Genomic DNA, 25,296 nt, shown 5'->3' with positions numbered 1-25,296 from the left:
ATCAATTCACCTGTCCAGCTATCTTTGTCTCATCATTTCCGTTGGCAGCGCCGGGTGTACCGGCCTGCGTATCGGGAAAGACCATACGTATCATCGCGCCACGACCTCCGTGGAAATCCGCTGGCGCGTCATGCAATTCGAGATGCCCGCCGTGATCCTCGACAATCTTGCGGACGATGGCGAGGCCAAGCCCGGTGCCCTTCTCCCGCGTGGTCATATAGGGCTCAAGCAGCTTCTGGCGGTCGTCACCGGGCAGGCCCTTGCCATTGTCGATCACATCAACAAACAACTGCCCGTCCGCCTTGTAGGACCGAATGAGAATATGCCCCTCGCCGCGGTCTTCCTTAGCAACGGCGTCAATTGCTTCGCTCGCGTTCTTGATGACATTACCGAAGGCCTGACCGATCAAGCGGCTGTCAAAAGAGCCAGCCAGCTTTTCGGGGCCGAAATCATTTTCGAACTTGATATCGCTACGGCTGACTTCGATCAGGAAGGACGCTTCACGCAACGCTTCGCGCATATCCATCTGCCGCATTTCCGGTTTCGGCATGCGCGCAAAGGCGGAAAACTCATCCACCATGCGGCCAATATCGCCAACCTGACGGATAATGGTGTCGGTGCACTGGTCGAAGACCTCGCGATCCTCGGTAATGACTTTGCCATAGCGACGACGAATGCGTTCGGCAGAAAGCTGGATCGGGGTCAGAGGGTTCTTGATCTCATGCGCGATGCGCCGCGCGACATCGGCCCACGCGGACGTGCGCTGCGCCTGCACCAGATCGGTAATGTCGTCCACCGTCACGACATAGGAATGGTCTTCAGATTCAATATCTTCAACGGTAACCTGAACATTGAATGTGCGCGCCACACCACTGCGTGTCATGCTCACCTGCTCGCGATGTACGGGTTTGTCCGCAGTGCGGGCGACTTCAAACGCCTGACCGACTTCGGGTGCGATGCTGCTCAGACTTTTGCCCACGGCATCCTCCGAAACGACCCCGAACATATGTTCGGCCGAGCGGTTGAGAATGGAGATGGAACCGTCGGTTTCGATGCCGATGACGCCAGCCGTCACGCCAGAAAGCACAGCTTCCGAGAAGCGGCGGCGTTCGTCGATCTGGTCCTTGGCCGAAATCAGTTCGTTACGCTGGCTTTTAAGCTCCGCGACCATATTATTGAACGTACCCGACAGAGCGCCGACGTCGCCGTCGGACGAACGAACCGGCACGGAAACGTCAAGATCGCCAGCTGTTACGTCATCGGCAGCGCCGATCAGCAGACGGATCGGGCGAACCAGACGATCCGCAACGGCAATACCGGTCCAGATGGCCGACAGAAGAACAATCAGTGTCAGACCGAAATACAAAAGCGCAAAGGCAATCTGGGTTGGAATGCGGTTCGCATCCATCGCCTGATAGCGCTGCGTATTGGCTTCCATCAGGCGCATTGCGTCGAGGATCTGCGGATCGACGGCGCGCACCGTGTAGAGAAAAACGTCCGGAATTTCGCGCATCTTGATGATTGCGCCGACAAAATTACTGTTGCCCGGTGGAATGATGACAGGCTTGCCGTCAGTCGCCGTCTTTAGCGCATCTTCTGTCGGCGGCGGCAGGCGCGTTTCCAGCCCGGTGCCGCTTTTCACGACAATGGAACCGTTTTCGCGCACCAGAAATGCACCGAGCAGACCGCGTCCACGCGTCTGTAGCGTCATCAATTCGATGAACCCGCCCCGATCAAGGCTATAGAGCGTACGCTGCGCATCCAGATCCTGCAGCATCGAGTACGACGTGCTTTGCAGATTGAGCGCGGTCTCGCGAATATAGGCCGTGGTGAGGCTCTGTGAGGAATTCACAATGTCGCGCGTATTGGTGTCGAACCATCGGTCCAGACCGAGATTAAGCGTCACCGATGCGACAATGGCTACCACAATCGCCGGAACAGCGGCGATCAGGGAGAACAGCGCGACAATGCGGACATGCAGCCGCGACGCCGCCTTGCCCGACCGCCGGGCCGTTACGATGCGGTAGACCTCACGGCAAATCAGCAAAATCAGGAACAAAATCAACGCGACATTGATGATGACCAAGGCCAGCGTGACTGTGCGGTCAGGGGTGATCGGGGTAATGCCGATCAGGATCGCAAAGGAAATAGACGCCGTTATCAGCGCCGAAACGACGGTGATAATACCGGGCAACGCAAGAAGCCTGCGCCCCTCGCCTTTGCGCGACGTTTTCTCCGTCTTATCCATATCCGTGGTCAGATTCGCTGCGTTCATATTAACCATGATACCCAATAGCGTTGCATCTATGCAACGCATTGTGGCGAAAATGCAACGTTTGTTTTCGTAGATTGTTGATATTCAACAGCACACGCATGGCGGGTGTCGGCAACTGAAAGGCGCTGCCACGGAGCAGCTGAACATTTATTCCCCTCTTTCCAGCAAAGATTGGCAAATCAAAGCGCCTGACATGCCCTGAAGAGGTCGTCTTTTCTTTGACGTTTACAGGCTATGACCTCAAAATTACCAACATGGAAACAGCTCAGTACATATTCGTACTTATTGCGGCCTCACCCTTCGTGATCTGGGGCGCCATTCTTTATGGCCTCTCCGTTGCCGTGCCTTTGAAGAGCGCATCAAACGTGAACATGTTCGGTGAAGGAACGGCGAAAGCAACAGACAGACAATCATTTTATCTGTCCGAACTTCCTGATGTTGCGATCGAGCACTATTATATTCACCAGACTGAGCGAACCCCCTTTATTTCGAGCTGAAGTCGTTCATCTTAACAAGATATACAGACATAAATTCAGTTATCGAAGACTGACATGCAATATTGTCTGGAACCAATTGCAAAATAATGCATTCTGTTCGGCACAGTCATCCAGTCCTTTGGCTGATTGAAGTGTCCGACCACGTCTGTTGTGACAATCCCCCGGTCGGGCCACCTGTTTTACAACTGGAGTTCGACATGGGCATTTTCGACAAGATCAAGGGCGCCATCTGGGGTCAGGCACAAGCAGCGACACCTACCGCCGAAACGACCGCAACCGCCGAACCAAGCCAGACAACAGCAGCACCTTCCCCGACCGCAGCGCCAGCGCCGTCGGCACCTGCCGCCACAGGCTCTGTCGATGTCAGCGCTGTGCTTGATGCAGCGGTGGCGAAAAGCGGCCAGAAGCTCAACTGGAAAGCATCTATCGTCGATCTGATGAAGGCGCTCGGGCTCGACAGCAGCCTTGAACACCGCAAGGAACTTGCCAAGGAACTTGGTTATACCGGCGACACGAGCGATTCCGCGACGATGAATGTCTGGCTGCACAAGCAGGTCATTCAGAAGCTCAAGGACAATGGCGGCATTGTTCCAAGCGGGCTTTGATATTTTGCGGCCAATGGGAACATTTGGCCGCATAACACGTTTATAAACAGACGCTTGGAGCGGCAAGTTTATCTGAAGAGATAAGCAGATGTTCCGGGCGTCTGTCGATAGTTCGAACGATCGATCCGATTTTGTGAAGTGTTTCCGTGCTTTTGGGACGCTTTTGAAAACCTGTTGTCTTACGTGCCTGTTTTCCGAGTGTAGCCCGCCTTGTGGGCATGATTTCGAAAGGCATGTTTCAAGGTTCGGCAGATGGCTATGCCGTTTGTCGAGACCGGATTAGAGGAGTGGATCATATGAGCGGTGCAGGCGTGGGCTGGATTGCTGCCATCATCATCGGCGGCCTTGCTGGTTGGATTGCTTCCAATTTCATGAATAGCAACACCGGCATATTCATGAATATCATTTTGGGTATCATCGGCGCTGCAGTGGCGAGCTTTCTGTTCGGTCTGCTCGGCGTGTCCTTCGGTGGCTGGCTCGGTTATCTGATTTCAGGCTTCGTCGGGGCGTGTATACTCATATGGGTCGGAAGAATGATCAGTTCATAAAACAAGGCGCCGCTGGCGCCTTTTTTATGCCTGTTCGCCTGCTCTCGCCCAGATATTCCTTTCATGCCTCGTACATGGCAAGCGTTCGCAACAATGTTTCGAATGTCGAAGGCTGGGCCTGATCCTGATGCGCGTCTGCCACCGCATCGGTCCTTGACGATGGCTTCCGCACACTGCTGGGGCTATAGCCGAACTGCTGTGTGAATGCGCGCGTGAAATTAGCAGCGGAATCGAACCCGAAAGCGAGCGCGACATCCGCAACCTTTCGATTTTCGGATGCATCCGCCAGCATGGTATGAGCCGCAAACAAGCGCCGTTGGCGAATATAATTCAGCACGCCGCCTGACCCTTCAAAGAGCTGATAAAGATGCGTGCGCGAAATCGCCAGTTCACGGCTCAACGCTTCCGGCGTCAAATCCCGCGACATAAGATTTTTCTGGATGAACCGCCGCGCCTTTGTCATCAATCCCAACTGGGAAATCTGCTCGCTGACGTCGATTTTCTTTACTAGCGGCGCAATGGTGTCAAATATGATCTGTCGCAGACTATCCCGCAATGCCGGCAAATCTTCGTTGGTGACCCGGCTGAGACCGTCTTCGAGGCTCGAAACGAAGTCGATCAGCAATTTGGCGCGGTAGCCGCCCAAAGTGACGTTGTTACTCGATTCAGGCATGCCGCCGCGTCCGGCAAACTGATCGACGGGGATGATCAGGGAAACGGACTCTGAAGCGATGGCCCGCCCTCGAAAAGGATAGCCGAGCGAGCGCACGTCGATCATGCCCGGCTCATTTTCCGCCACACGCCCATCAACGCCGGTCCAGCTGTGGCCGCTGCGCAAAAAGCCGATCTGCCAGTGATCAATCGTGCTGAAACGCACCTTTTCCTTCGGGCGCTCATAGCTGAAAGCCGGTGCGGACTGCTGGATGAGGAGCATGCCACCCAGATTCCACACCGTTTGAGATGCTAGAAATCCGTCGCTGGCATGAACTCCATCCGGCAGGCGCATGTCCAGCAAGGGCAGCATGTGCTGTTGCCAGGCAGCAAATTGTTCGGAGGGTTCATAACATTCCGTGGTGAAGATCAAAGGTTCCAGAAGGTTGCTTCCGCCAGCAATTTCGCCCAAGGGAGAAACCGGCACGCGCACTGATTGTCGGCGCTCGACAAATTCCAACTCAAAATCTTGCGCGGTCTTGTCATTGTCGGACGTCACGGCAATTCCTTGATTTCACCGCTTGATCCAAGCGATGCACTTCGCCTTAGACTTTAGGCCTAGATGATAACATTTGGGAAAATTAAATAAATCGAATTCGCGGGCGAAATATTAAATTCGTTTTATGTATAAAGTCGGCGAAAACTTGGCGTTGATACTCCATTTTAAAAGTCATCTTGGTGTAGCGGCAAAATCCAAAATAACCAGTCGCCACGCAGTGTTCCCTCAAATGCTCCATACCCCTTCGTATATTAGTATTAGCTAACAGTGGACAGGCATACGCCTTTCATGGGATATATGCGGCTGCGTCCCATTTGATGAAAATTGTCTGGAATTTCCGGCAGGAATATTAAATCGCTCTTGCTAAAACACCTCCAAAATAACCAACAGGAGGCAGTCGCATGAACAATGTATTTTTCAATGCTGTACGCCGTGAAAGCGTAAAATGGGCAGCAACGGCCGCGATAGGTCTTGCAGCTTCTTTGTGTCTTTCTGCAAATGCGCAGGCCAAAGACAAATACAAACCGAAGAATGACACGCAGTCCGTTTACCTCGTGAAGTATCGCGTCAATAACGAAGTCCGTTACAACAAGAACCCGATGGGCAAGGTCGTCAAGGTTTCGGCTTCGCAGTATTATAGCGGTACTCCCTATGTCTGCACACCGAGCGGCTTTGGGCAAAAGTCACGCTGTTTTATGCGTGACTAATAATGTTCGTAACCCGGGGCCGACATTCGCATCCTTGGGACATGAATGTCGGCTTCTAACGACCACCAGCCCGCCAACTCCGCTCATGCACTCCTAACGCACGAAGTCGGCGAGCCGGTTCCCCGCCTGGGATTTATTTGGCTGACGCCTTAATTCGCATCAGTCCTTTGCTGACCAGATCGCCCCGCACGAGCTTTTGTGCTTCATCCGTCGGCTTCGAAGGGTTGTTCCGGAATATGTACCAGTCGCCGCCAATGGAGCGCTTCTGGTAGATCACGCCTGCCTTCTCGCGATGCAGGAAGCAGCTTATATCTCCGCCGCCACCACTGGATTTATTGCGCCAGTAAGCCTGCATGCAGAGCTTGCCGCCGTCGGTCGCGTACCAGCGTCCTTCACCATAGGACCAGGCTTTTCCCTTTTGGGACCAGGCCGCCAGTTTGTGTCGGTCGGCAGAGAAAAAGCCGCCGCCGTCCTTCCATTTCCATGTTTTGCCCGCATAGATCGCCTCAAGCGCCTGTGCGGACATTGGCGAAGCGGCAGCGGCCAGCTTGGCCGTTACGTCATCTGCTTTTGGCTTCGGTGCAGCTTCGGCGACACCTGCCACGAGGAGTACGGACAGCGCCGCACTCACAGCTGTGAAACGGATCGAAACCATTTTGCTTTCCTGTCCAATCTTTCGAGTTTCGGTTAATCCAACGGATGGTTCGCGACGCGCCAGTCAGGCCGCCCGACACCCCTTGGCCACGGATAGACTTCGCGGTCATTGAAATAGACAACGGCTGTCAGCTCCGGGAATTCGGGCTGAGGCTTGTTTGCCTCCGCAGCCCATGCCCGCACATAGTCGTCGCTGCCTTCATAACCGAGTTCCGCAATAACGATCGGCTTGTTGAAGGCCACCACGCGGTCGTAACCGGGCTTTGCGCGTTCGACGAAACTCGTGGGGCGCCCGACCTCCAGCTTGTCATAAGGCTCGTAGCCGAACACCGACAGGCCGATCACATCCACGAAGGCGTCGCCCGGATAATAGGCCTGAAGTCCCTCGTCTCCCTTCGGCGACCACATATATTTGGCGTTCGGCAGAGTTTTCCGGCAGACCTTCACGGCATGCTGGTAAGCAGCGATATACCCCTGCGGCGACCAATAGGACCATGTGAACTGGCCGGTCTTGTCGTCCATTTCCTGCGCCCAGCGAATAGTCACCGGACTTTTCAGTTTTGACGCCGCCGAACAGACGGCACCCATGTTGGAGTCGTAGCGACCATTGACGATTCCGCTCAGGAGCGCATCCGGCGCAACACGCCAGTCGCGCGCCCATGACCATGGCTCGATGGTGATCAGCAGATCACGACCGCGCTCCCGCGCATAGGCATCAGCTGCGCTGAGGCTTGTCAGATCCACATCTTCCCATGGCAAGAACAGATGTTCGATCTTCGAATTGGGATCATTGGTATAATCCCCGTGCGGGTCGTAAGCGCCGGGCGTGATCGACTTCGGTGTTATCACCGGGCGCTTGTCGTGGAACAGATTGCGCGTATCGACCGTCGCACCGGAAACCCCGCTTGCGGCATAGACAGCGCTGGTAACGAATGCTCCGCAGAGCAATATCGAAGCTATCTTGTAAGGGGTTTTCATGGCCCCCTCCCTTCTATTGTTTTGGCGATTGCTGGGCGGCTTCCGCCGCTGTCAGCTCGCCATTCTTTTTTTCCGATGCAAGACTGATGGATATGAGTTTGCGCGCCTCGTCTTCCACACGACCGTCAGCGTGACGGAAGACGTACCAGACGCCGTTGGGCTCGCGCTTTTGATAGACTGCTCCATCGCCGATACGGTGCGAAAAGCACGTCTTCGCCGGAAACTTGCCTTTTTCGGTGTGCCAGTCAGCCTTGAAGCACATGCGCCCGGTCTTGGTGATCATCCAGCGACCTTCCGCCCAGGCTTTGCCCTTTTCGCCATCGACACGCGCCGTAAAACGACGATCCGCACTCACCATCTGGCCGGAGCCATCGGCCCATTGCCAGTTTTTGTCACGGTAAAGCACGTAGATTTCAAACGGCGTCATCACGCGCGTCCCGGCGGGGATATTATCACCGGGCATGGTCGCAGCTTCGGCAGCACCTGCTGCGAGACCGGTCAGGCCAGCCATCAGGGCAAGAGTTGTAAGGGACAGCCTGCTCCGGCGGCTGAAATAGCGGCCGGTATCAAACATCGATAGCTTCATTTGATCCTCCCACGATTTTGAGATTGCGCGCGCCCGCCGGGGGTTCTTGTGGTGGGCGGACGCGCGCCTGCGGCAGCAAGTTTATTGGTTTTATTTCCTGCCGCAGATGAACGGGGCGACCGATGGTCGAAATACGAAAGCCAAGCCTTTCGGCCATCGCCCGGGAAAAGACATTTCTGAGATCTATGAGAACCGGCTGGCGCATTAGCCGCTTCATGCGAACGAGATCAAGCTTGCGAATGCTGTCCCATTCGGTCACGACAACGGCGGCATCAGCATCGGCCACACAGTCATAGGCGTTCTCGCAAAACTCCACATCGCTGAGGATGCGGCGTGCATTTTCGATGCCGACCGGATCATGGGCACGAATGCGTGCGCCGAAACGCTGCAAGGTTTCAATCAGCGGAATGGACGGCGCATCGCGCATATCATCCGTATCGGGTTTGAAGGTCAGGCCAAGCACGGCAATGGTGCGGCCCTCGATATCGCCGCCGAGCGCATCCATGACCTTCAGCGCCATGCGGCGCTTGCGCGCTTCATTGGCTGTCACGGTTTCCTCGACCAGACGCAGCGCTACGCCGTGGTCCTGCGCCGTGCGCAGAAGCGCAATGGTATCCTTTGGAAAACAGGAGCCGCCATAGCCCGGACCCGCATTTAGAAAGCTGGTGCCGATCCGCTTGTCCAGCCCCATGCCCAAAGCGAGATCGGAGACATCGCTTCCCACTTCCTCGCAGAGATCGGCGAGTTCGTTGATGAAAGTTATCTTGGTGGCAAGAAACGCATTGGCCGCATATTTGATCAGTTCGGACGTGCGGCGCTGCGTCACCACGATGGGCGTCTGGTTTGCTTCGAGTGCAGCGCTATAAAGCGCGACCAGAAGCTTGCGCGCACGCTCGTCCTCGACGCCGATAACCACGCGGTCGGGTTCCAGAAAGTCGCGGATGGCAACACCTTCGCGCAGAAACTCCGGATTGGATGCAACCGAAAATGTTCCAGGCTTGCGCACCGAGCCGATGATCTTCTGCACCACATCACCGGTCCCGACCGGAACGGTGGATTTCACCACCACAACCGTATTGTCATCGATGAGCGGCGCCAATTCGCGTGCCGCCATATAGACGAAAGACAGGTCTGCATCGCCATGGCCAGCCCGGGCGGGCGTACCGACGGCGATAAGCACAAGCTCTGCGCCTTTGACGGCTTCGGCCAGATTGCAGGTGAAGCTGAGACGACCAAAGGCGAAGTTGCGTTCGACCAGTTCGTCCAGCCCCGGCTCGTAAATGGGCACGATACCACGTTCCAGTCCGGAGATTTTCTGCGCGTCCTTGTCCACGCAGACAACCTCATGTCCCCAGGCAGCGAAGCAGGTGCCGCTGACCAAACCGACATATCCCGTTCCAATAACAGCGATCTTCATAACAAGTCCCGCCTCTCCGCTAGTTGTTTTCGCTGCGCGTGCCGCCCAATGGGTTCTCGCGCCAACGTGGGTTGAATATTGTCTTGTGCGTGTCGCGTCCGCCGACGCCTGCTCCGGCTACCGAGAATTGGTCGTCGAATACTGAAAAGCTCAATGTGCCCCAGGTGAGCGCTTCAATGCCGTCGCGGCCCCGTTCAGCGGTCGTGAAACCTGTGACCATGACAAGCGCCATGAAGCTGCTTGCGAGGACCGGCTGATAGAACCGGCTTTGCATCCGCACCTTGTTTTCATGTGCGTGCTGCACAATGATCATGCCGATCAAAAACAGGTAGAAGCACGCATTGATGATGGCGAAGACGTAGAAGCCGCGTGTTTGATCAGCGTCATCGACCAACAGAACCGGAACAAGCGACAGCATGGAGATGGAGGCATAGGGTGCAAGCACTCGGAACGGCACCGGATCGACTTCTGATGAGCCCTTCGGCGTAACGCGGAAGTCGACGAATGAACCCGTTGCCCAGTCCCGAAATGCTGCGAAGGTTCCAGCCAATACCCATGGCCAACGCGCCAACAGAAACAGCATCGCTTCCCAGCTGAAAATCTTGCCGTCGACCGGGCGGAACGTCTTGCTCGACCGCCACCAGAACGCGAGGAACAAAATCATCAGCGACTGCGGCATGAAGTGAAGCAGAAAATCCGGATATGTGACGCTGACAAAATTATCGCCATAGGCAAGGATAATGATCGGCAACAGAAAGGTCATAGCCAGGAAGAAGGCATAGAGCGGATACCAGACCTGTGAAAACAGAAACTGGAACTTCAGACGCAGCGGCAGTCGACCGATCAACTTCGGCGTGTACTGCAAAAGGATCATGACCAGACTACGCGACCACTGAAACTCCTGCGTTACCAGATCGCCGAAGGTTCGCGGACCATCGCCATGGGCAATGGCATCCAGTGCGTGAACGCCGCGCCAGCCATGCGCATTCATGAACAGGGTTGTCGAATGATCTTCTGCAAGTTCGGGGCCAAGGCCGCCGATTTCCTTCAAAGCCGCTGTACGAACTGCATAATGCGAACCGATGCACACAGGCGCAAAGCCGCCATTGTACCCCGCCTGCAACGAGCCATGCATGCTCGCCTCGACATAGAGACGTCCGCGTGCCGACCAGCTTTCATGGGCGTTGCGATCGCAAATGCTTGGCGCTGAAACATAGCCGATTGCCGGGTCTGCGAATGGACGCAGAATGTTGTAGAGATAATCCGGCTCTGGCACATGGTCCGCATCGAGCTGCGATACGAAGTCATAGCGTTCATAGCCGTAATGATCGTAGAAGAACGCCAGATTACCTTCCTTGCAGCGCGTGCGGCGCGGCCATGTCTGCCGGTGATAATCGGCGCGTCCCTTGCGCGTTGATACGAACACACCATGCTCACGGCACCATGCCAGCGTTGATGGTGACGGATCTTCATCGGCAAGCCAGGTGTCATGCGGGACATTCTGAGCCAGCATGGCCAGCAATGTTTCCGACACGACTTCAAACGGTTCGGACGGTGCCTTGGTGACCACCATGGCCACCCGGCTTCCTTTCGGCAGCCGTAACGGGCCGGTCGGGCGCGCCGCGTGGAAGAAAATCAGGATGAAATAGAGCGGCAGTATGGTTATCCAGGCCAAAAGCGCCGTAACCAGAACAGAACCGACCGGATGGATATGTTCGGCGCTGATCAGCCACCATTGCCAGAAATAAGCAATGGCCATAGCCCAGAGAACGATGCCGATAATATATTCCACCCGCTTGCGGCCTGTGAAAATGGGTGTCAGCAAGGGTTCATGATTGTCCGTGAGCGGAGGAATTCGAGGCGTTTTCATGATCGCGCCTCCAGACCGAAGAACGGAGCAGCGGTACGAATGATCGTATCGAGATCGGAATGAAGCGTCGTGAAGCCGAGCTTTGCGGCGGCTTCTGTCGGATCGGCGTAAAGCGCTGGCGGATCGCCTGCCCGGCGCGCGCCCATTTCTACCGGCACCTCACGTCCCGTTACCCGCCCGATGGCATCGACGATTTCCTTGATCGATGTGCCGCGTCCGGTGCCGAGATTGAGAACGAGATTGCCGCCGCCATTCGCCAGATGTTCGACGGCCAGCACGTGGGCCCGCGCCAGATCGACAACGTGGATATAGTCGCGAATACAGGTGCCGTCCGGCGTATCGTAATCATCGCCGAAAACTTCAAGCGCATCAGCGCTACCAGCCGCCGCCAGCATGGCGCGCGGGATAAGATGCGTTTCGGGATCGTGCTTTTCGCCCAGTTCTCCATCGATATCCGCGCCGCACGCATTGAAATAACGCAGCGCCGCATAACGCATCCCATAGGCTGTCGAATAATCGGCAAGCATATGTTCGGCGATCAACTTGGTCCGCCCATAAGGATTGATCGGACGTTGCACCTCGCCTTCCCGGATCGGCAAGCGATCTGGGATGCCATAGGTCGCACAGCTGGACGAGAAGATAACCGGACGTCCGCCCGTCAAACGGCACGCTTCCAGAAGCGATTGCGTGCCGCAGACATTGTTCCGGTAATATTTTGCCGGGTCAGTGACGGATTCACCGACATAGGCCGAAGCCGCAAAATGGATGACAGCAACGGGATCGAAAGTCTCGATCGCCGCGATGAGCTTTTCCTGCGAGAGAATATCGCCTTCGACGAATTCGCCCCAACGTACCGAAGCCTTGTGACCGGTCGACAGATTGTCGTAGACGACCGGAGAAAATCCGTGCCCGGCCAAAAGCTTGGCCGTATGGCTACCGATAAAGCCAGCACCGCCGGCAACGAGTACGTTTTGCCTGGTCATCATGCCACCTCAACAAGCTCTCCCGAAGGTCGGACCAGTTGGCGCTCGAAATAGGCTATCGTTGATTTCAACCCTTCAGTGAGGGCAATCGCCGGTTCCCAGCCAAGCTCGCGCTTGGCAACGGTGATATCTGGCCGACGCTGGCGCGGGTCGTCGGTTGGCAGCGGACGCTGCACAATCCGCGATGACGAACCGGTCAGAGCGATGATCTGTTCCGCCAGTTCCCGCACCGTGAATTCGCCGGGATTGCCGAGATTGACCGGCGTGTGGATGGCAGGCTGACTGCCCATCAGGCGGCAGAAGCCTTCGATGAGATCATCGACATAGCAGAAGGAACGCGTCTGCGAGCCATCGCCATAGATGGTGATGTCATCACCCTTCAGAGCCTGTACGATGAAATTGGAAACGACGCGGCCATCGTCCGGGCGCATGCGCGGACCATAGGTGTTGAAGATGCGCACGATGCGGATATCAACGCCATATTGCTTATGAAAATCATAGAACAGCGTTTCAGCCGAACGCTTGCCCTCGTCATAGCAGGACCGTGGACCGAACGAATTGACGTTGCCCCAATAGGTTTCCGGCTGTGGGTGCACCTGCGGATCGCCATAGACTTCCGATGTCGAAGCCTGGAAAATCCGGGCCTGATAATGAGCGGCCAGTTCCAGCAGATTGAGCGAGCCGATAACGCTCGTCTTCATCGTGTGAACCGGATCAGCCTGGTAATGCGGTGGCGAAGCCGGGCATGCCAGATTGTAGATTTCATCAACCGGCAGATCGAGCGGGTGCACAATGTCATGGCGAACGAAGCTGAACGTGTCATAGCGCAACAGATTGCGCAGATTTTCGATGCGCCCCGTGGAAAAATTATCGACGCAGATAACGAAATTGCCTTCGCGCAGAAGTCGCTCGCAAAGATGCGAACCTAGGAATCCTGCACCGCCGGCGACAAGAATGCGGCGCGTAGACATGCGCTCTGCGAATATACTCGACGATTTGAAGATGATGCTCACAAAAACCTCCCGCGATACTCATCCGGTTTATGTCAATTCTTCAAATGCAAAGGACCTCCCCCAGCGACCGCATAGCAGCAGCCACTTTGAACAGTGTTTTCGGATGCCCTTTATTAGATGCTTGACGATAACCGCACGGGTTGGCTCTGTCGTTAGCGTAGAATCCTGAAACTTATCCGCGCGTCCAAATCTTCACAAAAACAAGGCGACCGGCTTTCGGGACGAGAAAATTGAATTTCAGACGCCTTGAAGCTGGAGATTGCAGGTCTAACGCGGCCCAAATCGCGGATAAAACCGCGTGTTCCGCAGCGCATATGGTGCAATCATTGAGACAACACGCCATATTACGAATTGTTGTATTTGTTTACAGCATCAGAAATTCATTAGAACTAAATTCTATTTGTATATAAATTAATTGCTAGATTAGTCCGCTTTTCCCGGCTCTTCGAATAGGTTTTCGCCCCTGAAACCTCATCTGTGTCTCTTTTTATTTATATTTACAGCCTTTATCCATATACGAGTTTACATTAGCGTGCGCGCATTCTTGAGGTGATGAGGAGGAGACACACCGGAATGAGTGCTACACATATTGATAGCGCTGTTCGGAAGGCCACACGGCGACTGCTGCCATTTCTGGCGCTGATGCTGATCATGGCCTTTCTTGATCGCGCGAATATCGGCTTCGCCAAGAAGGAGTTTCAGCTCGATACGGGCCTAAGCGATGCAGCCTATGCTTTCGGAGCGGGCATATTCTTCATCGGTTACGCGCTGTTTGAAGTGCCGAGCAACATCATCCTGCACAAAGTGGGCGCGCGGCTCTGGCTTAGCCGCATCATGATCAGCTGGGGGCTTGTATCGGCGGCGATGATGTTCGCCCATACGGAAACGGTGTTCTACACGCTGCGTTTTTTGCTGGGCGTTTGCGAGGCTGGTTTCTATCCGGGCGTTCTGCTGTATCTGACCTATTGGTTCCCAGCGAAGGAACGCGCGAAGGCGACGGGCCTGTTCTATCTCGGCGTCCCTCTGGCGCTGGTGTTGGGCAGCCCCCTGTCCGGCTGGCTTCTCACGCATCACGGCATATTCGGGCTCACCAACTGGCAATGGATGTTCCTTGTCGAAGGTCTTGGCGCCTCACTCATGGGCATCATTGCGCTCTTTTACCTGACCGACCGGCCCGAAAAGGCGAGCTGGCTCACGCCGGAAGAACGAGATGCGCTGACGACCGTTGTGAAGGCGGAAGAAGCCGCCAAGGAGAATACGCACAAGCATTCGGCACTTTCTGTTCTGAAAGACGCCAGAGTCTGGGCCTTTATCGCGATCTACTTCTTCCTGCAGATTGGTACCGCACCGCTCACGTTCTATTTCCCCTCGCGATTCGCGGACGCGGCATCGGGTGGAGAAATGAACCTCTTGATCGGCACGCTGTTGAGCCTGCCGTGGCTGTGTTCGGTGATAGCAACCCGCTATTTCACCGTGCTTGCGGATAATACCGGCAAACACCGGCTCATCTGCGCTCTGATGGTCACCGCAGGCACCATCGCCTTGGCGATGATCGGTCTGACCGGAAATGCCTGGATCATGCTGATTGCGGCCTGCATCGCCGTGCCCGGACTGACCGCATCGCAACCGGTTTTCTGGAGCCTCCCGACGCGCTATCTCGGTGGTGTGGGTGCGGCAAGCGGTATCGCCTTTATCGTGTCCATCGGCAATTTGGGTGCATTCTTCGCGCCGCAGATCAAGAACTGGGCCGATGTCGCCGTCGGCAATCACGATGCCGGGTTCTACGTTCTGGCTCTTCTGTGTGCGCTTGCCATCGTCGTTCTGATCGGACTGCGGGCAAGGAATGGCGGAAGCGAACTCGCCAAACATCACGCATAAAGCTTTCAAAATTCAAGCTCCCGGCTGACCATTTGGCCGGGAGTTTTATGACCTGAGGCCTATTCATCCATAGACAACAGAACCAATTGGCGATTCATGCACCGCGCGTCAGATTTAACTTGGTTTATGAAAATAAGTCATTGATGCGATTGCCCGGTTCAGCTAGAAACGCGGCAGAACAGGCTTTCAGCCGTCCAGTTTGCACCCGTAGCTCAGCTGGATAGAGTGCTGCCCTCCGAAGGCAGAGGTCACAGGTTCGAATCCTGTCGGGTGCGCCATTTTCCAGATAGCTTTCAGTTCGCTCAGGATACCTGTAGCCAGCCGTCGATACCTTCGGCTGCGGCAACGCCCATTGTGAAACAGGCCGTTAAAAGATAGCCGCCGGTGGGTGCTTCCCAATCGACCATCTCACCGGCAACAAAGAGGCCGGGCATTTTCTGCAACATCTGATTCTGGTCGATCTCATCCCACACGATACCGCCAGCCGAAGAGATGACCTCATCTATCGGACGGGTACGCAGCAAAGGGACGCGAAGCGCCTTGATGGCATGCGCCAGCTTGTCAGGATTTTTATCGCGCAGATATTCAGCAACGAGCGCTGCCTTCACGCCGGTCAAGCCAGCGCCCTTCCGCAAAAGATTGCCAAAGCTGAGCTTGCTGTCCTGTCGTTCCAGATCGGCTTTGAGCCGCTCAACGCTACGCCCTGGCGCAAGATCGAGCACCAGATCGGCCCGCCCGTCTGCTTCCAGCGCGTCCCGCAAGGCGGCTGCGTGCGCGTAAACAAGGCCTCCTTCCACACCCGTTTTCGTGACGACGAACTCGCCCTGTGTGGTCCCCGCAACGCTTGTGATGGTGACGGATTTGACCGGTTCGCCTGCAAAACGGCTCACCAGATGCTCACTCCAGGCAACATCGAATCCGCAATTTGCGGAACGCAACGGCGCAATCGTAATGCCCTTCTCGGCAAAATGCGGCATCCAGGCGCCATTTGAACCGAGTTTAGGCCAGCTTCCGCCGCCAAAAGCAAATAGCGCAGCATCGCATTCGACGGTTTCGCGGCCTTTGGCTGTTTCCACAACAGGCCTATTGCCTTCAAAGCCCACCCAGCGATGACGCGTCAGCACCCGCACGCCTTGCGCTTCCAGACGGCGTCCCCATGCGCGCAGAAGCGGCGATGCTTTCATCGCCTTGGGAAACACCCGATCCGAGGACCCCACAAAGGTTTCAGCGCCAAGCCCGTCAGCCCAGTCGCGTAGTTGTTGAGGCCCAAACTTTTGCAGCATTGGCAGAAGCCGGGCATTGGCCGCGCCGAAACGGCTTGCGAAGACCGCGAAATCTTCCGCATGGGTGATGTTGAGACCGGATTTTCCAGCCAGCAGAAATTTCCGTCCAACCGTCGGCATCTGCTCGTAGACGGTCACGGCGTATCCGAGGGCAGATAGTTTTTCGGTTGCAATCAGTCCGGACGGACCGCCGCCGAAAACCGCGATGCGACCGCTACGCATGACTGTTTTGCTGAAACGTGGACGTAAAATCCATCAGTCCTGCTTCTCCAGCATTTCCTTAACGGTAGTCGCCAACTGCTTGAGCGAAAACGGTTTTGGCAGGAATCCGAACTTTGCATCCGCTGGCAAGTTACGCGCAAAAGCATCTTCCGCATAACCGGAAACAAACACGAATTTGATGTCCGGATAGGTCTTGCGCAGCTCACGCAACAGCGTCGGGCCGTCCATTTCAGGCATGACCACGTCGGATACGACGATATCCACCTCGCCGCCCAGCTCTTCCATGATTTCCAGCGCTTCCACGCCGGAAGCCGCTTCATGCACCGTATAACCGCGCGACTGGAGCGCGCGCACGCCGCCCATACGCACGGCATCCTCGTCTTCCACGAGCAGGACGGTCGCGGAACCGGACAGGTCCGTTGCCTTTTCGACCTTCTTTTCCTTGACCGCGACGGGCGCGTCTTCGGCGCTCTTTTCCACGATAAGGCGCGGCAGGAAGATCTTGAAGGTCGTTCCCTTGCCGACTTCGGAATCGCAATAGATGAAGCCGCCGGTTTGCTTGATGATGCCATAGACCATCGAAAGGCCAAGACCGGTGCCCTTACCGACTTCCTTGGTGGTGAAGAACGGCTCAAAAATCTTTTCAAGCACATCGGCTGGAATGCCCGTGCCGGTGTCTTCCACCTCGAAGACGACATAATCGGCTTCAGGAAGATCGCGATAGTTGAGCTTTGCCGCTTCATGGACGGGCACGTTGCGGGTCCGCAGCGTGATTGCACCGCCTTCAGGCATAGCATCGCGGGCATTGACGGCGAGATTGACCGCAACCTGCTCGAACTGGCCAAGATCGGCTTTGACTGGCCACAGGTCGCGGCCATGATCAATCTTCAGTTCGATATCCTTGCCGACGAGACGCGCCAGCAACATGCGCAGATCGGCCAGAACATCGGTCAGGTCCAGCACTTCCGGACGCAGCGTCTGGCGGCGCGAGAACGCAAGCAACTGGCGCACGAGCGAAGCGGCACGGTTTGCGTTCTGCTTGATGTTCATAATGTCCGGGAAAGACGGATCGGACGCGCGATGATTGGTCAGAAGCAGGTCCGACGACATGATGATTGCCGTCAAAACGTTGTTGAAATCATGCGCGATACCACCGGCAAGCTGGCCCACAGCCTGCATCTTTTGGCTCTGCGCCATCTGGTTTTCGAGCGCTTTCTGTTCCGTCGTTTCAACGGCGGAAATGATCGCGGCTTCTTCCGACGATTCCCCGCCCATATCGCTGACCGGGCTCATATAGAAACGGATATGCCGTTCTTCATTGCCCGGAAGCACAGTATCGACGGGCGAGATACTCGCCTGTCCGGCAAATGCCGCAGCAAGCGCCTTGGTGAAGACTTCGCGGTCACGCTCATGCACGACATTTTCAAGCTTCACGCGGCGATCGACGGAATCGCGATCCACAACGGACGAGAAAATATCGAGGAAGCGCGCATTGGTGCGTAGCGTGTGCCCTTGCGCATCGACGGCGGCAATGGCCATTGGCGCGGAATTGAAGAATCGCGTGAACCGAACTTCTGCCGAACGCAGTGCAGCCGAGGAATCATCCCCCTCCGCACGATCCAGAACGATGGTGCGACTGGTGCCGCGCGTCCCGTCGCGCGCCGCCTGTACACGGTGATAAAACCGCACGGCCAGGCTCTGGCCATTGCGCTTGATGAGATCGAGATCGATCACCGTGTTGCGGCTGGTGCCGGGCTCGGCCTTGACGGCCTTGATCAGCGCCATGCCGCTGCCCGCTACGATTTCGTTGAGCGTCAGCGAGCCCGGTGTGAAGGCTGTGAGATCGACGCCCAGCCATTCCGCCAAAGTGGCGTTGAGATAGATGATGCGGCCCGACGGATCGGCAGAGAAGAAGCCTGCCGGTGCATGATCGAGATGATTGATTGCTTCCTGCAATTCCTGAAAGAAGCGTTCCTGTTCGGCGCGTTCTTCTGAAATGTCGGCAATCTGCCAGGCGACGAGCGGACCTTTGTAATCCTGCCCCGCTTCGATGGGACGAGCTTTGATCCGATACCAGACCGGTGCAAGCGAACCATGGGCTTCACGGGACAGCCCGCCAGACAGTCGCACTTCCTCCTGCCCGGAGAGACCGTCACGTACGGCATTCGTCAGACGGTAAATCGCGTCGGATGCCGCCGGTTCCGCCGTCAGCACATTGTCAAGCGAGCGGATGCCGTCGGCATTGGCAACGCCGGTCATGTTGGCATAAGCCTGATTGGCATAAACGATCTGACCGCGAGAATCGGAGATGACAGTACCTTCCGGCTGCGAATCCATGAAGGAATGCGCCAGATCTTGCCCGCCTTTGCGCTGGCTGAACTGAATGAGGCCCGTGGCCGCGCCCAGAAGATAGAAGACGCCGACCATCGACAGAATGCCCATCAGGATAAGCGCGAAACCATCACCAATCCGGTCGCGAAAAAGGAAGTAGACAACCGCCAGCCCGGTCAGCAAAAGGCCGACGATCAGCAGACGCAGCGCGCCGCTGGAATTGCGCTTCGGTGTAACGAGCGGTTTCGGATATGCGTTGTCCGTCTGTCGAGACATCAAGCCCACCGACCTTCCATACTGCATGACTGTTCTGCGCAGGCCGTGAATGTGCCGTGCATTGTTTCGATCAGCCAAGACGTCTTTTCACTCATTTAGCAACCCGATCCTGTCGCCACCCATCTTCTTGCGCGTTCTCCATAAACGATCGCGCAGCGGGGCGAAACGCCATGCATCTGGGTATATCCGATTCGCAGAATGCGTTAATCGGCGAGCAGCACAAGCGTTGCTACACGGAAACGGTGTAAATGCGGTTGTTTTTCACCGTTTTGGTTGGGGATCATAGATTTCTCGCAATTCGATGGAACATTCCCAACGCTTGCAAATTCAACTACTGTCCTGGAAAGTGCAAGTTGCGCGATGATGCGGAATGTCGGGGGATGCACAATCTCCGCTCGTCGGGTTTTTCGAATATTGAATTTAAGAGGGTATCCGCATGAAGGAATGGCTCAGCGGCATCGTTGGAGAAAGCGCGGCTAATATTGTCGGCTTTGTGCTTATATTTGCGATCATTCTCGGCGGAATTTTCGTTGTTTTGAGTATCATCCGCCGTTTCAGCGGTGGTACTTTCGTCTCGAACGGTCGGACACGCCAGCCGCGCCTCTCCGTCATGGATGCCGCAGCCGTGGATAGCCGCCGCAAGCTGGTTCTCATCCGTCGCGACGATGTCGAGCATCTGCTGCTTATCGGCGGCCCGACGGATGTGGTTGTCGAACAGAACATCGTTATGGAATCACGCGCCCATGCCCGCGTGCAGAACTCGCGTATCGAGCCGGAACATATCGAGCGTTTTCGTCAGCATGAAGCGACGATCACAAGCGACGTGAACGAGCGGCCAGCTTTGTCGTCACAGACATCCGCGCCAGAACCGACGCCAGCCAAGGATGAAGCGATCCAGCTGAGTTCGGCCATCGAAACGCCGGTCTACCGCAAGCCGGAACCGCCGAAGGAAGAACCGGTCAGACACGAAGCCCCGCAAGTTGCTGCGCCGCGCGTACCACCGCGCCCGCCGGTGACACCAACGGTTACTCCCGCCGCCCCGCAGGCCCCTGTTCGCCCTCCGGTCGCGCCGCCCGTACAGGCCGCACCACAGAATCGTCCGCAACCGCGCCCTGCACCCAATTATCCGCCGCAGCCGCGCACGGTGCTTCCAGCCCAGCCACCACAGCCGTCGCAGCCGCCTGCCCGTGCTCATCCTGCCTATCCGTTGAGCCAAGTATCGCGCGGCGTGGTCAGCTCTACGTCAAACCTGGGAACCGCCGCCGTAACAGCTGGCGCCGCTGCTGCAACGGTCGCCTCGGCAAATCTCGGCAGCATCGTGCCGGAGCGTGAACCGGTAGCCGCCGTGACAAACACGCCCACGCCTTCGCTCGACGTGACGAGCCCGTCCGTTTCGTCCACCGTGACACCGGATTTCAGCAATGTATCCGAACCGAAGCGCGTCGAGCCGGAAGTAGCAGTCGCCGCACCGGTCCAGCCCACAGCGGCAACGGAAGATGACGATCTGGAAGGACTGGGGGGTGCGTTACACGACGCCATTATGGCCGATCTTGAAACGGAAGTGACGCCGGTGAAGGAAGAAACGCCTGAACCGGAAGCGGATTTGACGACTGATTTCTTCGAAAGCGAACTTTTGAGCTCGCTTGACATCTCGGCAACCGACGACACGACGTCGGATGATATCGAAGATGAGATGGAAAAGCTTCTCGGCGAACTGACGAAGAACGAAACCCGCCCGTAAGACGGCGGTTCTCGTTTCGACTTTAAAGCGCCAGCGGTTATGCCGCTGGCGCTTTTAGTTTGGCGGGCATGCAAAAACAAAAGGCTGCGGTCACCCGCAGCCTTTGAAATTTCTCAAACCAACGTTATGTTCTTAGTCGTCGCGATAAACTTTTTCACGACGCTCATGACGTTCCTGCGCCTCAATGGACAATGTCGCAATTGGGCGTGCATCCAGACGCTTCAGACTGATCGGCTCGCCGGTTTCTTCGCAGAAACCATAAGTGCCTTCGTCAATCCGGCTCAAAGCCGCATCAATCTTGGAAATCAGCTTCCGCTGTCTGTCGCGAGCCCTAAGCTCGATTGCCCGGTCCGTTTCGGAGGATGCCCTATCCGCCAGATCGGGATGGTTTGCATTTTCCTGCTGTAGCGCATCAAGCGTTTCACGCGCTTCGCGAAGAATATCATTCCTCCAGGCGATTAGTTTCGCTCGGAAGTAAGACTTCTGCCGTTCATTCATGAACGGTTCGTCTTCAGTGGGCCTATAGTCAAGGTCGATTAATTCACTCATTCTGAATCACCCCACATCTAGGAGACGCGTGCGGTTATATAAGTCCATCGTCCAGTCGACACAACATCAAAGAAACGTATCCCACTACTTTTTAGTGCATCAATTTTGTGTGTATTTGCAAAAAATTTGTGCAAATGGCGCGCGCAACAGATACTCCGGCCATTATGTCTGGAAGATGACACCGAGGATTAAAAATAGATTGCAACGGGAAACATGATCTCAGCAATTCCGTTACCGTTGCTCTATTATGCCCAATAAATCAGCACCAATCCGCTGTGAAAAACGTCAGGCAACGGTGGAAAATTACGCCACATGACGCAGCAACCGCGCATTTTAGCGAAAATCATGGCAAAACATCTGTGTAGCCACGTTCGGGACGGTACAGATGAGTCGCTTGCTTCTCCTACGACATGCCAAAGCCGTCTGGGCAAAGCCCGGAATGAAGGATTACGACAGGCCGCTGGATGTGGAAGGCCACAACGCGCTCGACAGGCTCGCCGAGGCGATGCGCGCGACAGGCCTTCTGCCTGACCGCGTGGTGCTTTCCGGCTCCTGCCGTACGCGGGAAACCGCCTTCGGCCTGCAGACAAGGCTGGGCGTCGAGGTCGAAACCATCATAGACGACGAAATCTATAACGGCGGCGCAGCGGAATATCTGCGCTCCGTTCGCGCGCATGGCGATGTCGAGACGCTGATGCTGGTCGGGCATAATCCGAGCATGGAAGATCTGGCGCTTGCCTTGTGCGCCAAAGGCGACCGGGAGAGCCTTGACCGTCTGCATGCCGGTTTCCCCACCGCCGCCCTCGCAACAATCATTTTTTCTGAAAAGCTGAGCGATCTCAGCCGCGAACACGGATTTCTTGAAAGTTTTCCGCAGCCGTGAGCTTGAACGGGATCCTGACGCGCCTTCGTCTTGCGAAAAGGGTTCGTCATCTTATTTATACGTGAACCGGGATTCACCCTGCGAGGACATCATTGGCAAAGCTTACCAGCATCGGCGACGAAGCCAAAATCGCACTGGACACACTGACGGAACGTGCGACCGGGCTTCTTTCTCCATCGCTGCGCCTTGGGGTGACGGGCCTGTCCCGCGCCGGTAAAACGGTTTTCATCACTGCACTGGTCCATAATCTCGTTCATGGCGGCAGGCTGCCGATGTTCGAAGCGTATAAGTCGGGGCGGATATCCCGCGCGCTTCTTGAGCCGCAGCCAGACGACGCTGTTCCGCGTTTTCAATATGAAGAACATCTGTCGGCGCTTATCGACGAACGCGTCTGGCCGGATTCCACTCGTGCCATTTCGCAGCTTCGTCTGACCATTGAGTATGAAACCGCATCAGCATGGGGGCGATGGCTGTCTCCCGGACGACTCTCGGTCGATATTGTCGATTATCCCGGCGAATGGCTGCTCGATCTGCCACTGCTCGGCAAGAACTATGCCGAATTCAGCGCAGATTCCTTCGCCTTGGCCAACGAACCGACCCATATCGATCTGGCGCAGCCGTGGCTGGCGGATGCCGCCTCGGTCGATCCAGCCGAAAAGGCGGATGAACTGACGGCGCAGCGGCTGGCAAAAAGTTTTACCGCCTATCTGCGGGCCGGAAAAGCGGACGAACGCGCATTGTCCACCCTGCCGCCCGGTCGCTTCCTGATGCCTGGCGATCTTGATGGCTCGCCTGCGCTGACCTTTGCGCCACTACCCAACCTTGCACCTGAAGACATCAAGGCCGGATCGCTCGCGGCCATGATGGAACGGCGCTATGAGGCCTATAAAACCTATGTCGTGAAACCGTTCTTTCGCGAGCATATTGCTCGGCTGGACCGCCAGATCGTGCTGATCGACGCGATGCAGGCCATGAATGCCGGAGGCGCCGTGGTGGCGGACCTCGAACGTGCACTGACCGATATCCTGTCCTGTTTCCGTCCCGGACGCTCCAATCTGCTGACCGGCCTTATCCAGCGCCGTATCGGGCGAATTCTGGTGGCCGCAACCAAGGCCGACCATCTGCATCATGAAAGCCATGATCGTTTGCAGGCCATTGTACGTCGTCTTGTAGAACGCGCCATCGAGCGCGCCAATTTTTCGGGCGCAGACATCGATGTTCTGGCCATGGCAGCCGTGCGCGCAACCCGCGAAGCGACTGTGACACAGGGAAAAGAGGTTCTTCCGGTCATCGTCGGGACGCCTCTCAAGGGCGAACGTATCGACGGCGATGTTTTCGATGGTGAAACAGAAACAGCTATATTTCCTGGAGACTTGCCAAAGAATCCTAATGCGATCTTTGAACAGGTTTCCACACCGGAAGACCCTGCCATTCGCTTCGTGCGGTTCCGCCCCCCGCGCCTTGAACGCACCGCCGAGGGTGTGACGCTATCGCTTCCTCATATAAGGCTCGACCGCGCCCTTCAGTTCCTGATCGGAGATCGTCTGGCATGAGCGATGACACACCGCGCAAACCGACCTCCTTCAAGGTTGCCCCCCAGCCACGCGTTCAACCGGTACCGGAAGCGCCTGACGAGACGCCGCGCCGACCCCGTGCCGTCAAAGATTTGGAGCAGATCGTCGTAGAGCCGGATATTTTCGAACTCAGCGACGAAGAAGCCGCCGAACTCGAAGTTCTTGATCCAGCCTTCGAAGCACCGAAGCGCAAGGGCTGGTTTGGCGGATGGTCGCTCGGCAAGATATTGACCGGCGCACTGGGTGTTCTGGTTTCTTTTGCCGTTGGCATCTGGACCGAAGATCTCATTCAGGCGCTTTTTGCCCGTGCAGGCTGGCTCGGCTGGACCGCTCTGGCGGTAGCACTCGTCGCCCTCGCCGCTTTCATCGCCATCATAACCCGTGAATTGCTGGCCCTGAGACGCCTCGCCTCCGTGCAGCATTTGCGCAGGGATGCGGCGGACGCCGCAGAGCGCGATGACATGGCGGCTGCGCGCAAAGCGGTCGATGAATTGCGCGCCATTGCGGCCAACCTGCCGGAAACGGCGCGTGGACGTCAGCTTCTGGACGGTTTGACCGACGACATCATCGATGGGCGCGATCTGATCCGACTCGCGGAAACGGAAATTCTGCGCCCGCTCGACCGTGAAGCGCGCGCGCTCATTCTCAACGCGTCGAAGCGCGTATCGATTGTGACGGCGATCAGCCCGCGGGCGCTTGTCGATATTGGCTATGTGATTTTCGAATCGGCGCGGCTCATTCGCAGACTGTCGCAGCTTTATGGCGGCAGGCCCGGCACGCTTGGCTTTATCAAGCTCGCGCGGCGCGTTCTCGCCCATCTGGCCGTCACTGGCACCATTGCCATGGGCGACAGCGTGATTCAGCAACTGGTCGGGCAGGGTCTGGCGTCGCGGCTGTCGGCCAAGCTCGGCGAAGGCGTGGTGAACGGCCTCATGACGGCGCGGATCGGCATAGCGGCGATGGAGGTCGTGCGCCCCTTCCCGTTTAACGCTGAAAAGCGCCCCGGTATCAGCGATTTCATCGGCGATCTGGCGCGCGTCAATGGCGACCGAAACGCCGCGCCCAGGTCTGGCAAGGCCGCAGCGACCAAGGCCAAACCATGAGTTTTTTCCCGGAAAACCCACTGACTTCCAGCCCGATGAAAACCAAGCGTTAACCATTCGCGACGATTATTAGCGGATAGAAATCCTGCGTCAGAATCGCGTGATCTGGTCGT

Annotated in this window: 21 protein-coding genes and 1 tRNA gene; 10 read left to right on the top strand and 12 right to left on the bottom strand. The window is 56.4% G+C overall.

Annotated features, from left to right (window positions below; translation table 11 throughout):
* Position 1: 1 nt before the first annotated feature.
* The gene (locus ABWW11_RS06745) at positions 2-2,317 is read right to left on the bottom strand and encodes a sensor histidine kinase NtrY-like (RefSeq protein WP_109368953.1); all 2,316 of its coding nucleotides are present in this window, start codon (positions 2,315-2,317) and stop codon (positions 2-4) included.
* Positions 2,318-2,529: 212 nt separating this feature from the next.
* Between ABWW11_RS06745 and ABWW11_RS06740 the strand changes: the two genes are divergently transcribed.
* The 3 genes from ABWW11_RS06740 to ABWW11_RS06730 all read left to right on the top strand — a co-directional run bounded on the left by ABWW11_RS06740 (position 2,530) and on the right by ABWW11_RS06730 (position 3,925).
* Positions 2,530-2,772: a hypothetical protein gene (locus tag ABWW11_RS06740; RefSeq protein WP_109368952.1), complete on the top strand. Its 243-nt coding sequence runs from the start codon at positions 2,530-2,532 to the stop codon at positions 2,770-2,772.
* A gap of 197 nt (positions 2,773-2,969) precedes the next feature.
* Positions 2,970-3,377: a DUF3597 domain-containing protein gene (locus ABWW11_RS06735; protein ID WP_109368951.1), complete on the top strand. Its 408-nt coding sequence runs from the start codon at positions 2,970-2,972 to the stop codon at positions 3,375-3,377.
* 296 nt (positions 3,378-3,673) lie between these two features.
* Positions 3,674-3,925: a GlsB/YeaQ/YmgE family stress response membrane protein gene (locus ABWW11_RS06730; RefSeq protein WP_109368950.1), complete on the top strand. Its 252-nt coding sequence runs from the start codon at positions 3,674-3,676 to the stop codon at positions 3,923-3,925.
* Between the two features lie 61 nt (positions 3,926-3,986).
* On the opposite strand, the gene ABWW11_RS06725 is transcribed toward ABWW11_RS06730, so the two are convergent.
* Positions 3,987-5,135: a helix-turn-helix domain-containing protein gene (locus tag ABWW11_RS06725; RefSeq protein ID WP_109368949.1), complete on the bottom strand. Its 1,149-nt coding sequence runs from the start codon at positions 5,133-5,135 to the stop codon at positions 3,987-3,989.
* A 401-nt stretch (positions 5,136-5,536) separates the two neighbouring features.
* Here ABWW11_RS06725 and ABWW11_RS06720 point away from each other — a divergent pair, with 401 nt between their 5' ends.
* Entirely contained in the window at positions 5,537-5,842 is a 306-nt protein-coding gene (locus ABWW11_RS06720; RefSeq protein ID WP_109368948.1) for a hypothetical protein, read from the top strand.
* 133 nt (positions 5,843-5,975) lie between these two features.
* Here ABWW11_RS06720 and ABWW11_RS06715 read toward each other — a convergent pair whose 3' ends face one another.
* Genes ABWW11_RS06715 through ABWW11_RS06685 form a run of 7 tightly spaced genes read right to left on the bottom strand, consistent with a single transcriptional unit; the run spans position 5,976 to position 13,343 of the window.
* Entirely contained in the window at positions 5,976-6,497 is a 522-nt protein-coding gene (locus ABWW11_RS06715) for a DUF995 domain-containing protein (protein WP_109368947.1), read from the bottom strand.
* A 32-nt stretch (positions 6,498-6,529) separates the two neighbouring features.
* On the bottom strand, positions 6,530-7,474 hold the full coding sequence (locus ABWW11_RS06710; protein WP_109368946.1) for a glycoside hydrolase family 26 protein: 945 nt from the start codon (positions 7,472-7,474) through the stop codon (positions 6,530-6,532).
* Positions 7,475-7,487: 13 nt separating this feature from the next.
* Complete coding sequence (locus ABWW11_RS06705; protein WP_235858870.1) at positions 7,488-8,060, bottom strand: DUF995 domain-containing protein; 573 nt, start codon at positions 8,058-8,060, stop codon at positions 7,488-7,490.
* Positions 8,041-9,477, bottom strand: coding sequence for a UDP-glucose dehydrogenase family protein (locus ABWW11_RS06700; RefSeq protein ID WP_109368945.1), 1,437 nt, complete (start codon positions 9,475-9,477; stop codon positions 8,041-8,043). The genes ABWW11_RS06705 and ABWW11_RS06700 overlap by 20 nt, the downstream gene beginning before the upstream one ends.
* Before the next feature lie 19 nt (positions 9,478-9,496).
* Positions 9,497-11,347 (bottom strand): glycosyltransferase family 2 protein, encoded by a 1,851-nt coding sequence (locus ABWW11_RS06695; protein ID WP_109368944.1) that lies wholly within the window; start codon positions 11,345-11,347, stop codon positions 9,497-9,499.
* A complete protein-coding gene (galE, locus tag ABWW11_RS06690) occupies positions 11,344-12,330 on the bottom strand; it encodes a UDP-glucose 4-epimerase GalE (RefSeq protein ID WP_109370223.1) in 987 nt (328 codons plus the stop codon). The genes ABWW11_RS06695 and galE overlap by 4 nt, the downstream gene beginning before the upstream one ends.
* On the bottom strand, positions 12,330-13,343 hold the full coding sequence (locus ABWW11_RS06685; RefSeq protein WP_371830781.1) for a UDP-glucuronic acid decarboxylase family protein: 1,014 nt from the start codon (positions 13,341-13,343) through the stop codon (positions 12,330-12,332). The genes galE and ABWW11_RS06685 overlap by 1 nt, the downstream gene beginning before the upstream one ends.
* Before the next feature lie 573 nt (positions 13,344-13,916).
* Between ABWW11_RS06685 and ABWW11_RS06680 the strand changes: the two genes are divergently transcribed.
* Both ABWW11_RS06680 and ABWW11_RS06675 read left to right on the top strand, forming a co-directional pair.
* Positions 13,917-15,221, top strand: coding sequence for an MFS transporter (locus ABWW11_RS06680; protein WP_109368943.1), 1,305 nt, complete (start codon positions 13,917-13,919; stop codon positions 15,219-15,221).
* A gap of 201 nt (positions 15,222-15,422) precedes the next feature.
* Positions 15,423-15,499: transfer RNA gene (locus tag ABWW11_RS06675), tRNA-Arg, on the top strand.
* Between the two features lie 24 nt (positions 15,500-15,523).
* Here the strand turns inward: ABWW11_RS06675 and ABWW11_RS06670 are convergent.
* Both ABWW11_RS06670 and cckA read right to left on the bottom strand, forming a co-directional pair.
* On the bottom strand, positions 15,524-16,726 hold the full coding sequence (locus ABWW11_RS06670; RefSeq protein ID WP_109368942.1) for a TIGR03862 family flavoprotein: 1,203 nt from the start codon (positions 16,724-16,726) through the stop codon (positions 15,524-15,526).
* 33 nt (positions 16,727-16,759) lie between these two features.
* Positions 16,760-19,333: a cell cycle histidine kinase CckA gene (gene cckA, locus ABWW11_RS06665; RefSeq protein ID WP_109368941.1), complete on the bottom strand. Its 2,574-nt coding sequence runs from the start codon at positions 19,331-19,333 to the stop codon at positions 16,760-16,762.
* A gap of 436 nt (positions 19,334-19,769) precedes the next feature.
* Between cckA and ABWW11_RS06660 the strand changes: the two genes are divergently transcribed.
* Positions 19,770-21,074, top strand: coding sequence for a flagellar biosynthetic protein FliO (locus ABWW11_RS06660; protein WP_124915979.1), 1,305 nt, complete (start codon positions 19,770-19,772; stop codon positions 21,072-21,074).
* Between the two features lie 132 nt (positions 21,075-21,206).
* Here the strand turns inward: ABWW11_RS06660 and dksA are convergent, their stop codons facing one another.
* Positions 21,207-21,623, bottom strand: coding sequence for an RNA polymerase-binding protein DksA (dksA, locus tag ABWW11_RS06655; RefSeq protein ID WP_109368939.1), 417 nt, complete (start codon positions 21,621-21,623; stop codon positions 21,207-21,209).
* 385 nt (positions 21,624-22,008) lie between these two features.
* On the opposite strand from dksA, the gene ABWW11_RS06650 reads away from it, so the two are divergent.
* From ABWW11_RS06650 to ABWW11_RS06640, 3 genes are all read left to right on the top strand, one after another.
* Positions 22,009-22,506, top strand: a complete 498-nt coding sequence (locus ABWW11_RS06650) for a SixA phosphatase family protein (protein WP_109368938.1) — start codon at positions 22,009-22,011, stop codon at positions 22,504-22,506.
* Between the two features lie 92 nt (positions 22,507-22,598).
* Positions 22,599-24,059: a YcjX family GTP-binding protein gene (locus ABWW11_RS06645; protein WP_109368937.1), complete on the top strand. Its 1,461-nt coding sequence runs from the start codon at positions 22,599-22,601 to the stop codon at positions 24,057-24,059.
* Positions 24,056-25,183, top strand: a complete 1,128-nt coding sequence (locus ABWW11_RS06640; RefSeq protein ID WP_109368936.1) for a YcjF family protein — start codon at positions 24,056-24,058, stop codon at positions 25,181-25,183. Before ABWW11_RS06645 ends, ABWW11_RS06640 begins: the two co-directional genes overlap by 4 nt.
* Positions 25,184-25,296 lie beyond the last annotated feature (113 nt).

The sequence above is a fragment of the Brucella sp. NBRC 113783 genome (assembly GCF_040372265.1).
GTDB lineage: Bacteria > Pseudomonadota > Alphaproteobacteria > Rhizobiales > Rhizobiaceae > Brucella > Brucella teleogrylli.
The sequence above is the reverse complement of the archived record's forward strand: the minus strand, read 5'-3'. Positions and strand labels throughout refer to the sequence as shown.

Bases quoted from the DNA above. Each gene is read 5' to 3' on its own strand.
- ABWW11_RS06745 (WP_109368953.1), bottom strand. From the start codon at position 2,317: ATGCGTTGCATAGATGCAACGCTATTGGGTATCATGGTTAATATGAAC.
- ABWW11_RS06740 (WP_109368952.1), top strand. From the start codon at position 2,530: ATGGAAACAGCTCAGTACATATTCGTACTTATTGCGGCCTCACCCTTC.
- ABWW11_RS06735 (WP_109368951.1), top strand. From the start codon at position 2,970: ATGGGCATTTTCGACAAGATCAAGGGCGCCATCTGGGGTCAGGCACAA.
- ABWW11_RS06730 (WP_109368950.1), top strand. From the start codon at position 3,674: ATGAGCGGTGCAGGCGTGGGCTGGATTGCTGCCATCATCATCGGCGGC.
- ABWW11_RS06720 (WP_109368948.1), top strand. From the start codon at position 5,537: ATGAACAATGTATTTTTCAATGCTGTACGCCGTGAAAGCGTAAAATGG.
- ABWW11_RS06715 (WP_109368947.1), bottom strand. From the start codon at position 6,497: ATGGTTTCGATCCGTTTCACAGCTGTGAGTGCGGCGCTGTCCGTACTC.
- ABWW11_RS06710 (WP_109368946.1), bottom strand. From the start codon at position 7,474: ATGAAAACCCCTTACAAGATAGCTTCGATATTGCTCTGCGGAGCATTC.
- ABWW11_RS06705 (WP_235858870.1), bottom strand. From the start codon at position 8,060: ATGAAGCTATCGATGTTTGATACCGGCCGCTATTTCAGCCGCCGGAGC.
- ABWW11_RS06700 (WP_109368945.1), bottom strand. From the start codon at position 9,477: ATGAAGATCGCTGTTATTGGAACGGGATATGTCGGTTTGGTCAGCGGC.
- ABWW11_RS06695 (WP_109368944.1), bottom strand. From the start codon at position 11,347: ATGAAAACGCCTCGAATTCCTCCGCTCACGGACAATCATGAACCCTTG.
- galE (WP_109370223.1), bottom strand. From the start codon at position 12,330: ATGACCAGGCAAAACGTACTCGTTGCCGGCGGTGCTGGCTTTATCGGT.
- ABWW11_RS06680 (WP_109368943.1), top strand. From the start codon at position 13,917: ATGAGTGCTACACATATTGATAGCGCTGTTCGGAAGGCCACACGGCGA.
- ABWW11_RS06670 (WP_109368942.1), bottom strand. From the start codon at position 16,726: ATGCGTAGCGGTCGCATCGCGGTTTTCGGCGGCGGTCCGTCCGGACTG.
- cckA (WP_109368941.1), bottom strand. From the start codon at position 19,333: ATGTCTCGACAGACGGACAACGCATATCCGAAACCGCTCGTTACACCG.
- ABWW11_RS06660 (WP_124915979.1), top strand. From the start codon at position 19,770: ATGAAGGAATGGCTCAGCGGCATCGTTGGAGAAAGCGCGGCTAATATT.
- dksA (WP_109368939.1), bottom strand. From the start codon at position 21,623: ATGAGTGAATTAATCGACCTTGACTATAGGCCCACTGAAGACGAACCG.
- ABWW11_RS06650 (WP_109368938.1), top strand. From the start codon at position 22,009: ATGAGTCGCTTGCTTCTCCTACGACATGCCAAAGCCGTCTGGGCAAAG.
- ABWW11_RS06640 (WP_109368936.1), top strand. From the start codon at position 24,056: ATGAGCGATGACACACCGCGCAAACCGACCTCCTTCAAGGTTGCCCCC.